At 34.2% G+C, this 13,410-nt stretch carries 8 protein-coding genes; all 8 read left to right on the top strand.

Annotated features, from left to right (window positions below):
- The first annotated feature begins 46 nt into the window (after positions 1 to 46).
- The 8 genes from gndA (at position 47) to MKX31_RS27245 (ending at position 13,394) form a co-directional block, all read left to right on the top strand.
- Positions 47 to 1,456: an NADP-dependent phosphogluconate dehydrogenase gene (gene gndA / locus MKX31_RS27280; RefSeq protein WP_340981756.1), complete on the top strand. Its 1,410-nt coding sequence runs from the start codon at positions 47 to 49 to the stop codon at positions 1,454 to 1,456.
- A 1,687-nt stretch (positions 1,457 to 3,143) separates the two neighbouring features.
- Positions 3,144 to 4,853 (top strand): hypothetical protein, encoded by a 1,710-nt coding sequence (locus MKX31_RS27275; RefSeq protein ID WP_222655478.1) that lies wholly within the window; start codon positions 3,144 to 3,146, stop codon positions 4,851 to 4,853.
- A 1,001-nt stretch (positions 4,854 to 5,854) separates the two neighbouring features.
- Positions 5,855 to 6,934, top strand: a complete 1,080-nt coding sequence (locus MKX31_RS27270; protein WP_240368978.1) for a conjugal transfer protein — start codon at positions 5,855 to 5,857, stop codon at positions 6,932 to 6,934.
- A gap of 2 nt (positions 6,935 to 6,936) precedes the next feature.
- A complete protein-coding gene (locus MKX31_RS27265; RefSeq protein WP_340981753.1) occupies positions 6,937 to 7,227 on the top strand; it encodes a hypothetical protein in 291 nt (96 codons plus the stop codon).
- A gap of 39 nt (positions 7,228 to 7,266) precedes the next feature.
- Positions 7,267 to 7,671, top strand: a complete 405-nt coding sequence (locus MKX31_RS27260; RefSeq protein WP_000192353.1) for a TcpE family conjugal transfer membrane protein — start codon at positions 7,267 to 7,269, stop codon at positions 7,669 to 7,671.
- Between the two features lie 59 nt (positions 7,672 to 7,730).
- Complete coding sequence (locus MKX31_RS27255) at positions 7,731 to 10,271, top strand: ATP-binding protein (RefSeq protein WP_340981751.1); 2,541 nt, start codon at positions 7,731 to 7,733, stop codon at positions 10,269 to 10,271.
- A 1-nt stretch (position 10,272) separates the two neighbouring features.
- Positions 10,273 to 10,755 (top strand): hypothetical protein, encoded by a 483-nt coding sequence (locus MKX31_RS27250; RefSeq protein WP_340981750.1) that lies wholly within the window; start codon positions 10,273 to 10,275, stop codon positions 10,753 to 10,755.
- A gap of 32 nt (positions 10,756 to 10,787) precedes the next feature.
- Positions 10,788 to 13,394: a CD3337/EF1877 family mobilome membrane protein gene (locus MKX31_RS27245; RefSeq protein ID WP_340981749.1), complete on the top strand. Its 2,607-nt coding sequence runs from the start codon at positions 10,788 to 10,790 to the stop codon at positions 13,392 to 13,394.
- Positions 13,395 to 13,410: the final 16 nt, after the last annotated feature.

Genomic DNA, 13,410 nt, shown 5'->3' with positions numbered 1-13,410 from the left:
ATATACTATAATACAGAGTAACATACATGGAAAGGAACGATGGAATATGGCAAAGTTACAAATTGGAGTTGTTGGTGTGGGCGTTATGGGAAAAAGCCTCGCACTTAACTTTGAGAGCAAAGGGTATTCTGTTGCCCTATATGATATTTCAAAGGAAAAAGTTGATGAAATCATTGAGGAAAACCGTGGTAAAAACTTAGTAGGTACTCATATAGTTGAAGAGTTTGTTAACTCACTTGAATCACCTAGAAAGATTTTATTAATGGTTAATGCAGGGGAAATTACAGATAAGGCGATTGATTCTCTAGTCCCTTACCTCGATAAAGGTGATATTTTAATTGACGGTGGTAATACATACTTTTTCGATACAATTCGCCGAAACAAACGTCTTGCCGAAGAAGGAATCAATTTCATAGGTGCAGGTGTGTCAGGCGGCGAAGAGGGGGCATTGAAGGGACCATCTATTATGCCAGGCGGACAGAAGGATGCATACGAAAAAGTAAAGGATATGCTTGAAAACATCTCTGCAAAAGTGAATAACGAGCCTTGCTGTTCTTATATCGGACCTAATGGGGCAGGCCACTATGTAAAGATGGTTCACAACGGTATTGAGTATGGAGATATGCAATTAATTTGTGAAGCATATTTCTTCTTGAAACAAACACTTGATTTGACAGCAGAAGAGTTCCATGAAATATTTGCTGAATGGAATAAAGGTGAACTGAACAGCTATCTAATTGAGATTACAGCCGATATCTTCAAGAAGAAAGATGAAGAAACTGGTAAGCCATTAGTGGATGTTATTCTTGATACTGCAGGACAAAAGGGTACAGGGAAATGGACAAGCCAAAGCGCACTTGATTTAGGTATCTCTCTCCCTATTATCACGGAATCTGTATTTGCACGTTGCATTTCTGCTTTAAAAGAAGAGCGCGTGAACGCAAGCAAAGTTTTATCTGGCCCTAAAGATAAAACAGCGATTGGAGTTGAAAAAGCTGAATTAATTGAAGCGGTGCGCCAAGCTTTATATATGAGTAAAATTTGTTCTTATGCACAAGGATTCACGCAATTGAAGGCAGCTTCTGAGGAATATGATTGGAACCTTGATTTTGGCAGCATTTCTATGCTTTGGAGAGGCGGATGCATTATCCGTGCTGCCTTTTTACAGAACATTAAAGAGGCCTATGGGACAAACACTGACCTACCGAACCTTTTACTTGATCCATACTTTAAAGAAATTGTAGAGTCATATCAAGGCGGATTACGCCAAATTATCTCAATGGCGGTACAACAGGGCATTCCGATACCTGCATTTTCAGCAGCAATTTCTTATTATGACAGCTATCGTACTGCCAAACTACCTGCAAACTTGTTACAAGCGCAGCGCGATTATTTTGGAGCGCATACGTATAAACGAGTAGATAAAGAAGGTACATTCCATACAAAATGGATATAAAATAAGAAATGGACTAAGATTAAATTCTTAGTCCATTTTTCATAACACAATTCGCAGGCTATAAGACTCCCACTGATGGAAGTTCACTTTAAACGAATGACTGAATCAAAATGCGTTTATTTTTCCCATTTAGATGAAAAACCACATAACCTTTAAGTTGAAATGTTATCTGAATAATCCGCACAATTGTTGGTTTTTACTCGTTTTATTGTGGATCATTTAAATCCTCTTTACTTGTCTTTAATTATATAAAACTACTTCTATTTGTAAAATCACTACTTTACAATACAATTTCAATTTTAAAAAGTAAATTAGTTAAACACACTAATTTTTTACTTAAAGCCTAGAAAACTTGTTACTTTAAGTCACAACTTAAATACCCCAGCTGCTTCTTATTTGAAACTACATAGCCTTATCATGGCTATAAACTCTTACTTGAAACCACATAGCCTTATCATGGCTATTACTTCTTATTTGAAACTACATAGCCTTATCATGGCTATAAACTCTTACTTGAAACCACATAGCCTTATCATGGCTATAAACTCTTACTTGAAACCACATAGCCTTATCATGGCTATTACTTCTTATTTGAAACTGCATAGCTTTATCATGGCTATAGGCTCTTATTTGAAACTATATAGCTTTATCATGGCTATAGGCTCTTATTTGAAACTATATAGCCTTATCATGGCTATTACTTCTATTTGGAACTACATAATCATGGCTATAAACTCTTATTTGAAACTGCATAGCTTTATCATGGCTATAGGCTCTTATTTGAAACTATATAGCTTTATCATGGCTATAGGCTCTTATTTGAAACTATATAGCCTTATCATGGCTATAAGCTCTTATTTGAAACTATATAGCCTTATCGTGGCTATTACTGCTCACTTTTAATAATGAATAGCTATATTGTGGTTACAATTTCGTAATTTATGAAACGTTATAGCTATATGATGGCTACAACTTTAAAAAAATGAAACGAGAATATCCTGAAAATCATTCGACTAAAAAAATTTTTATTCTATGTAATTTAGTAATAAACGTTGATATAAAGCCATTTCATTTAATATGAAAGAAAACACGCTAAAATCATTATAGCTATATGATGGCTACAACTTTCACTTTAAAAATTCAAACAAATCTATATATACCAAGGGTTACAGCAGTTTTCATTAAAATATAACTTGTTTTAAAAACATGAAACGTTATAGCTATATGACGGCAGGAAACATGAAACGAAATGAAACGTTTATAGCGGTATGATGGCTACAACTTTTCATTTAAAAACAGTTATAACTCCCTATATATCAGTGTTTATACGGAATCTACAGAAATTTCTCAGTCAATCAAAAGCATGAAACGTTATAGCTATATGGTGGCTACAACTTTAAAACGAGGTTAGCGTAAAACCCTATAAGATCAATGGTTTAGAAAGATTTATCCCACTGCATACTACGTTTCATATTCAAAAAACTTCATAGCCCTATGGTGGCAACAAACTTTTTTTTATGAAACGTCAAATCCCTTGTCTCCCAAGGGATTTAGGCACGTTTCATTTTTTTATTTTTCCTCTTAAAGGGACAGATTTCACCAGTATTCGATTTGATATAATCAAAAATGAAATTCTATATCTAATTGTGGAGAAAACTGCAACTTAAAATAAAAGGAGGTGAAAAAGATGGCAAAACCTTTCGTTATAAAGAACAAACGTAGTTTGAATGGTGAAACAACAACACCGGTAATTGTAACAATTAAATCATGGCAAAGGTTAGTAGATGCTTTAGAAGGTAAGTATTACAGTTTTAAAGATACTTATCTAGAAGACATTGTGAAGTCAATGTCCTATGAAGAACGAATTGCAGATGAAGAGGGATTTGTTGCTAAAGCAAAGCCATCTTTTTCACTGAAAATGAAAAAGATTGTAGATAAAGTAAGTGAATTTGATAAGAACGAAGGCAGAAAACATAAGCTATATGGAATTACAAATGCTGATTTAGAAGTATTTCTATTTCTTCATAAAAAATGTAATACATATGGTGAGCTTTCACATGTATCGATCCACATGCTTTGGGAAGATTATAAAAATTATAAAGAAGCATTTGCACATATTCATCACTCACAATTTTATGTGGCTTTGAAGAAGTTACGTTTCCATAACATCATTACAATTGAAAATGAGTACAGTGGTAAATATAAAATCACCTTAACTGATTTCATGAATAAAGAAACAAATAAAGCAAATGCATATACATTTATTAGCCCGATAGTATTTACCAAAGAATTCTTTGAGTTATCCATTGCAGCTAAGAAACTATTCATGGATGTAGCAATGCAGCAGAAACGCGAAACTACCCTGAAACGTTCTTTATTCAAAGTTGACGAACAAGGAAACTCAACACACTTTGGTGGTATGTATCGTTACTTACATAAGAAATACCCACATCAGATTCGTGCTGTACTTGAGGAACTAGAAACAAAACTATCTGCTACCGGATCTCCTTTATTTAAAATTTGCAAGTTAGAAAAAGGGAAGAAGAACAAAAAGCAATACACAACATTGCATTTATCAGTACATCCTGATTTCTTATGCGCGAAAGAAGAAGGAGCAGAATACCGTGATCCATTTACACCACGAGATACATATAAGCGTAAAGCTAAATTCATAGAAAACTTGTTAGTTGAAATGAATATTGCTGAATTTGCAAAGGATATGAACCAATTCATTAACGTTTTAAAACACTCTTGTCATCGTCAAATTCGCCAAGTAGTTCGTGGCTTACGAGAAATGATTGATCGACAAGAAGGGTATCCGAAAAAGCTTGTTTATACACTAAGTAAATTATTAAAGCAATCTTCTCAATACCGTGTATTAGATACAGCTGCTAAAACTGGTATTTATCCTTTAATTACACACAATGTACCTAAACATGAACAAGAAGAGGCCATTTTTAAATTTGGTACTCATTTTGCTATATACTCTTTACGCAATGTTCAAAAGCTATTCCGTATTTCGCATGACCTGCTTCATACGAAATACGCTGTACCTGTTACTATAGATGCTTACCATCGTAATTACATGCAGTATCAAGAGGAATCATTATTTAGAAAATATGCTTATGAGCAAGGAGTAAATATTAACGCATATACAGCGTTAGAAATTGAAATACGCGAACTCTTAAAGTCTAGTGGGCATAAGGGAAATCAAATCCCTAGTGAAATTCGTGAACTGTTCATTGAAAAAATTGATAAATTGCCGAAGGAAAAGATTCGTGTAATTGAGGTCCCTGAAGACTTTAATTTAATTCAGTTTCTACAGTCCTTAGAAGCATATTTCCGTTCAACAAGTGAAGTACCACATACGGTTGATCAGCTGCTTCCAGCAATGTAATGATACAGCTCTCTACTTTTGAAAAAAACAAAAGTGGAGGGCTATTCGTGTTGGAGATAACTTGTGGAGTGTATTACTTCAAGCAAAGTAGAGAGTCAGTTTTCAAATTTAATGATCACAACTCTCTATTTTTTATGCAATTACATACAGTGCATGTGAAACAAAATGAGATATTCACAATTTCCGAGTTATTAAATCTGAATTTTTAATCATTTTGTGTCGTTTCATCTACAAAAAAGCAGAAATATTTTTTATAATTCTGTTGATATCTTAATAATTTTAACCTGATGTGTATAACATAAAGCCTTAAGTACTTTTCTTATCACGTTCTATCTCTAAATCTACTTAAAATCAGAAAAACTTCTGTTAGTTATGTTTAAAAAGTGGATTCTGTTCCTAACTTTGACCTATTTGTTAATAAATTGTGTGTAGTTTTTAAGAAATGTGGAAAGCTTGTTCATAAATCAGCAAAATTTGCATTTATTATTTATTCATTCACTCGCATCAAATTAACGATGATTATATGTAGTTTTTATATACCTACTTTACGATATTTTGTAGTTTTTAATCATCATCCAGCTCATTAAGTACATTCCCAGTATTTACTTTTTATGATTTTTTACGGCTAGATTAATGATGAACCCTTAGCACAGCAATGTTTTAAGACGATTTTTTCTCTGTATAAAAGTTTTATCTTTTTTCTTTATATATATTAAAGATATATATTATATTAGGTTTTTATATTGTGTAATACTTACTATAGAGAATATATCCTGTGTAAAACCAATTTCATTTCTTAATGGAATTGGTTTTTTTATGTACTTTAATAAACATTATATTTAGTTTTAATCATTCTAAAAAAATTTTGATATAAAACATTATTTTTTTTATTTCTCTTAGATTTCCGAAAAAAGTAAATCATACTTAAAGTAGATAGTTGATTAGTGGAAATTACAATGAACTTTGTAATCTCCTAACCATTTAAAAAGAGAGGTGAAGACATGGTAAAAAAGAAATTTACATTCTTTAAAAAAGCAAAGAATAAAACAACTGAAATATTAGATATGCAACAAGAAAATTCAGAAGCACTTAAAGAAAAGAAGAAACGTAAAACAAGGGAGAAAGTTCCAGCAATAACAGGAAGAAAAGTAGGTAAGGTTACATTTTGGTGTGTGATGGGATTCATGATTGCAGGAAGCTCCCTTTCATTTATCCAACTTGCCGGTCCTCCTAGAGCAGTAGCTGTTCAGGAAAAGAAAGAGGAACCAGTAAAAATTAAAATGTCAGAAGCAGAATTAATTGCATATGCGAATAATTTTGCAGCAAATTATTTTAATTGGAAAGTTGATATGAATGTAGCTGAAGAACGAAGAAAACGATTAGAGAAATTTCTAGTTGAAGGATCCGATGAGCAAGGCGGATTAAATAGAGATACTTTAAAAAATGCTTCTAGCACTTTAGTTAAATCGGAAGCAGTAGAAGTCCGGCAAAAAGGAAATGAAGCAGAAGTTACATTGAAAATCATTCAGAAACTAGAACCTGTAAATAACCCTACTCCTGGAACGACACAAGCTCCAGACACACCAAAGGAACCAAAAGAAGTTACAAGGTACTTCTCTATACCAATTTTAATGGAGAAAGGGAAGATGGTAGTCCCTAACAATCCTACAATCGTTCATGGAGAGAGAGAAAAGGCACCTTATAAAATAGCCACTTTTAAATCAGAAGGACGAGAAATTAATACAAATGCAAAAATTAAAAAAGTAGAACAATTTTTACAATCTGTATTTAAAGTGTATACAGAAGGAACACCAGAAGAAATAGCTTACTACTTTGAAAAAAGTAATATAACAAATGGATTAAAAGGTATTATGACATTTAGCAAATTAGAAAACCTACGAATTTATGAAGATAAGGATAAAGGATACAGAGTCTTAGTTGATGCTAAGTTAAAAGACAATGATAGCAGCTTAGAGTACACATACTCATACGATTTAAATCTTGTAAATAAAGATAACAAGTTTTCAATTAGCTCTATGAAGAAATTTGAAAACACATTAGAGAAAGTGGAGGGTAAATAATTATGGAGCTTTTGGGATTAGATATGGTTGCTCAGCAATTACCGGCTATTACGAATGCAGCGGTATTAGGCAACATTAATTTTGGAGTGAATGCAAAAAACTGGTTAGTAGCTCAGTTAGGTCCCATTTTTTTAGTTGTAGCAATCATCGGTGTAATAGTTTTACTTGTAAAAAGACAAATGGCTGCTCTAATTGGTTGGTTAGTACTTTGTGCGATTGTATCTGTGTTTGTATTCACTCCAGATGTATTCAAAGACCTTGGAACAAAATTATATAATTTATTATTTAAATGATCATTTGTAAAAAATGGAAATTTTAAGGAGTTGGTATAAGTGACTCAGAAACCGACTCGCAAGGAAGTAAGGACTTACAACTCTATTTGGGATATTCCTAAGAGTTTATATGGGATAAGGGATATAACTCTCCCTTTCCCTGTACCTTACAGACAGCTGGGGATTTTTGTTGGAACACTATTAATAATAATATTCTTAGAACAGATTTTACCATTAGGAAACAACGTCTTTTTTAAATATCTAATATTACCTGGTGGTATAGCGTACTTCTTTGGAAATGTAGAATTGGATGGAAAAAGTCCACACAAATTTATATATCGATTCTTTGTATTTACATTTGAAAAAAAGAAGTTGAGTCGTTATAAAGATACAACTGGCAATATTGGAAGCTATCAGTATAAAACGGTAGTAAGATTTAAGGATGATTCAATTAAGAAAAAGTAATTAATTAATGTATACGGAAGAATTAGTTTAGTCTCATATTCTTCTCTAAGGAGGCACAAATGAATCAGGTTGAATTTCCAGTCAAATACTTTGATGAAAATTTGATTTTTAACCAAGACGGTTCTTGCTGGGCGTATTATGAGGCATACGGGATTCCTTATGAATTTAAAGGAGACGATGATAAAAATACGTTGTTTATGCGCCAACTCGGATTATTTTGGAATTATGAAGAAGAAAAACACCTCTTAATGATACCTGTTTATCAGAATTTTAAAGAGAAAGCCGATGAGTTTAAACAAACAATCAGTGGAGAATTAAAAGAGCTGGCAATAGATCATACTGACGACGTTGTCCATGAGTTAGAAAGAAAATTTGGTAAAAACGCTGTAGAGTATCGTTACTTTATTGGTGTGAAATTAAAAGTACGTCACGTACAAGAGGGACTTAAGGAAATGCTTTACACTGCATTTCATACCTTTAAAAACACTGCAGAGCAGTTTGGATTGCTTGGTGATACCAAAATACTAAAAACTGATTTGGCGATGTTTAAACGAGAAGCTAGCGCATTTAGAAACAAAATAAGAAAACATTTAGCCGTAAGAAGTTTAGAAACAAATGAAACACAATGGATTGTATTACGAAACTTCTATCGTACATTAGAAGCACCAGTTACAGCAGGATGGACACCTCCAGTGATTGATGACGATTCTGCAATTTTTCCGAATCAAGAGAGTTTACTACGTTTAACGGAATCAGAAGTAGAGGTTAAAGGAAGACATATAGAAATGAACCAAATTGGTTCTGATGGATTAGATTATCCAGCATATATGAGTTTCTTATCAGCATCCAAAATTCCATATACAATGGAGTTTCCAGACCAAGAGTGGATGTATATGATTCAAAATATCGATTTTCCAATTGAACTGAGTGTACGCACAGAAAATATTAACCATCGTAAAGCACTATCTAAACTAAATAAAAAGAAAAAAAATTTAGAAGATCAAGAGGCACATGCAAGGGAAAATTCACAAACTGTTGGACTAAACGTGTATGAGGGTGTTCAAGAAGCTACTGAATTACAAGCCCTTATACAAAAGACACGTATGCCACTAGTTAAGACATCAGTATCTTTCTGTATATGTGCTGAAGATTTGGATACAATGCGTCGGAATACCAATTCACTCATTTCTATTTATAGAGAGATGATGATTGAACTAGTAAGACCATATGGAGATCAGTTCCTGCTGTTTAATGAATTTATCCCTGGTTCTAGAAGATATGTAAATGATTATATACACTTTATGGAGCCTGGAGTTCTGGCGGCCGGAATGTTTGGTGCAACACAAGATTTAGGAGATAATATCGGGTTTTATATAGGAACAACTGGTATTTTAAACAAAGCAGTTTATATGACACCTTCTCTTGCAGCGACAAATACCGTTGCAAATCAAAAAACGAGTGCACTTTCAGTTGCAGTAACAGGAAGTACTGGTTCTGGTAAATCATTTGGAACGAACTTAATTGTTTACCTAGCGGTGCTAGGAGGAGCTCAAACACTGATAGTCGATCCGAAAGGTGAGAGGGGAAACTGGACAGAAGATTTACACGGCTTAGAAGGTAAGGTAAACGTAATTACACTGGGGACTGATAGGCGAGATGAAGGGAAATTAGACCCATTTATCATTCATAAACATAGCCGAAAAGATGCAATTGAGTTAGCTATGACAATTCTTACTTTCATTACAGGTATTAAACCTGATAACTCGGAGAAATTCCCGCGCTTGGCTTCAGCTGTAGAATTCGTAGCAGGAATGGAAGAGCCGTGCTTAACAGCTGTGTCTCAATACATTGAAGATAGTGATGATAAAGTGGATCAACAATTAGCCGCTCATATTCAAGCATTTGAGAATTTATCATTTGCACACTTAATCTTTGGTGATGGAACAAATAGAGATATTGAACTTGATACAGCAGTAAATATCATACAAATTCAGCATCTTGACATGCCAGATATTCAAAAAGATCCAAAAGATTATACATTACAGGAAAATTTATCAGTTAGTATGTTGATGTCTCTATCTTCTTTTGCAAGAAAATTCTTTCAAAAGGACCCTACTAAATTCAAAATTGTTCTATTAGATGAAGCATGGGCAATCATGGGAACTTCTCAAGGGCGAGAGTTAGCTCGTAAGCTAGTTCGTGAAGGTCGTGCCTTAAACTCAGCAGTATACTTTGCTACTCAAAGTGCGAGTGACCTTGGAGATGAGACATTTAAGAATAATATCGGTATGAAGTTCTCATTCCGTAATACCGACAGTAAAGAGATTTCTTCGATCTTAGATTTCTTTGGATTACCTGATAATGAAGAAAATCATGCGATTATTACTAATTTAGAAACAGGACAATGTTTATTCCAAGATATTCAAGGAAGAACAGGTGTTGTCACAATGGATGTAGTGTTCAAAGATTTATACGATGCATTCGATACAAGACCAAATGCAAGAAAGAATTATAGAAAGTCAAATGATGATGAAAAGCAGGAAGTTAATGCAACCTTTGTCGAAGAAGGGGGAGAAAAAATAAATGTAGGAGTGAGTTAACATGGTAAAAACTAAACTAAAAAAATTAATGCTATCTAGCCTATGTGCTGGCGCTCTAATTTTGAGCGCAGCATGTGGAAATAGCGAAACAAATGTAGGAGAAGAAAAAGATAAACAGGGGCACACTCCTAGAGAAATGATGTTGGACTTTGTAAAGGCCGACTTACAACATGATAATAAAACAATTAGAAAGCTTATTGTCGATGGAGATAAAAATACAGTTTTAAATCCGAATCAAGGGCCACAAAATAATTTATCTTACAAAGACTATACAGTAAAAGAGTATGTGGTGGATAAGGATACAATTATGTATAATTTTATTTCAAAGAAGCCCCCTAAAAACATCGATAAATTAGTGAAATGGGTAAGAGTAGTTCGTACAGATGATGGTTTCAAAGTTCGAAGTTATTCTGGCCCTCAACGAAATGAAATTGATGAAGTAGCAAATACTAAACCGACAAACGAGTTTGGTTCGAAAGATTAATAGGTTTCCCATCAAAGGGGGAGTAACATGTAATGAAAAAGTTTATTACCCTATTGTTATTAATTTGTACTTTGCTTTTAGCATTTACTTTACTTTTTAAAGCTGCTCCAGTATATGCAGAGGAAGAACCCAGACCTTCTCTTATAGACGATATCATTCCAAAGAATAAGGAAAAATTAAAATATGAAGAATACCCTGCAAGTAGCTATGGAATTGACATCTATACACCAGAAGGTGGATTTGGTGAATCTCTTAAGTTTTGGAAATGGGGAGACAAAGTAAAAGAACAAATGGTTGCTGTGTTATTTAGTCTTGTAAGTATTGGATGGACCATTAATCTTGCAGTTAGTACTTTTGTTACAAGTATGGTCGGCCAATCTATGAGTCTCAATATTGTAGCTGATGTAGGAGATAAATTAGGCGATGTAATATCTAAAGCAGCAGGGTTCAATGGTTCTTGGGGTAATGGAATATATAGTGAATTAATTGGACTCATGTTAGCTTTATTAGTCTGCTGGGTTATATGGATAGGTTTTGTACAACGACGCCAGTCAGAGATGTTAGGAGGATTGTTAAAGGCATTAGGTATTTTAGTTTTCACTTTAGCTTTCTTCGCAAATTCAAGTTATATTATCAAAGGACTGAACACTTTCTCGGAACAAGTAAATAAAACTGTTCTTGATTCCACTCAAAGTATTAGTGGAGCAAGTGAAGGATATTCAAGCGGTGTCGATTCCATTACTGATTTAACACACACTCTATTAATAAAACAACCTTATACATTACTACAGTTTGGTACAACAGATATGAAGAAAATCGGTGATGAGAGAATTAAGAAAATGTTAACAACAACAGGAGCAGATGAAAGGCAAGATCTATTAAAAGAGGAAGTAGAACAGAAGAAAAATACGATATTAACTTTGGATGCTACTTTTGAGCGTGGAGCTTTAGTATTACTACTTTTCTTAATCAACGGACCTTTATGGGTTGTCTTAGGTTTATGTAGTATGGCGATGTTGTTCTACCAATTAATGTTTATCATCGTAGCGCTAATGTCACCAGTAATGTTATTGATGGCTTTAGTACCTGCATGGACTGGGACAGCTAAAAAATTCTTAGCTGAACTGTTTAGAACACTACTTATGAAGGTCGCTATTGGTTTCTTGGTAACATTAATGTTTTGGGTATCGTCGATTCTATTCAGTGCTACCGACAAATATGGATACCTAGTTGTAGCTACATTACAAATACTTTCATTCTTAGGTGTTTGGTTATACCGTAAAACTATTTTCGATGCTATTACTACAGTACCAGCAAGTGCAGGAGCAGCACGCGCATCAGATGCTATGAGTAATATTAGGCAGAAATATCGTGATGTTAGACGTGGATCTAAGACAGTTGGAAGAGGTGTAGCAGTAGCTGGCGCCGCGGGTCTTGCAAGTGCTGCGGTGGCAGGAAAAGTGGGTAAATCAGGATACAGTAAGTTTAAACAGTTGAAAGAAAACTATGCAGATAGAAAAGAAAAGGTAGCAGATGGTAAACGCAAGGAAAAAGAACAAATGCAAGCAGAAAAAGAAAAAAATATAAATCAAATGAAAAAAGAAGAAAATTTAGGTGTTCGCGATAGAAAAGGAAATCAGGAGCAGGAAAGGGTTAAGGAAGAAGTAGCCGCAACTAAAGAGAATCCAGAATTAGCAGTACGAGGGAAACATGAAGATAATAACCCTGAAATGCAACAGGCAGAATTAAAAGGTAAAGAAGAGGATGTAAAAGCGGATGTTAAACCAGTAGCGCAATCAAATGAGGAATTAAATAATAAAGAAGAAGATGTAAAAGCTCAAGTTAGACCAGTAGCAAGTCAAAATAATGGTGGACTTGAGAATAAGCAAGAAGATGTAAAAGCGGAAGCAAAACCAACAGCGACAATTCAAACACCAACAGGTCAAACAAAGCCAATCACAACACCACAGTCAGGAACAACACCATTACAATCGAATCCGATTGAGAGTAAACCAATCACAACACCACAGTCAGGAACAACACCATTACAATCGAATCCGATTGAGAGTAAACCAATCACAACACCACAGTCAGGAACAACACCATTACAATCGAATCCGATTGAGAGTAAACCAATCACAACACCACAGTCAGGAACAACACCATTACAATCAAATCCGATTGAGAGTAAACCAATCACAACACCACAGTCAGGAACAACACCATTACAATCGAATCCGATTGAGAGTAAACCAATCACAACACCACAATCAGGAACAACACCATTACAATCGAATCCGATTGAGAGTAAACCAATCACAACACCACAATCAGGAACAACACCATTACAATCGAATCCGATTGAGAGTAAGCCAATTACAGCACCACAGTCGGGAACGACACAATCACAACCGAACCCGATTGAAAGTAAACCAGTCACTACTTCACATGTAAGTACACCGCAAAAGCAAGTAGAGGTAAAACCGATTAATTCACAACCAACTAAAAATGTCCCTAAAGTAAATAATCAACAACAGGTAAAAGAAGGGGCAGCAATTAAAAAAGTTGAAACGAAAGCACAAACACAACAAGAAGCTTTAAAAAATGTAAAAGCAAAAGAAACCATAAAACCAAAATAATTCAGCTCACGAGGGA

Origin of the sequence: Bacillus sp. FSL M8-0063 (genome assembly GCF_038005545.1) — a bacterium.
Classification (GTDB): Bacteria; Bacillota; Bacilli; order Bacillales; family Bacillaceae_G; genus Bacillus_A; species Bacillus_A wiedmannii.
This window is presented reverse-complemented; position numbering and strand designations above follow the sequence as displayed.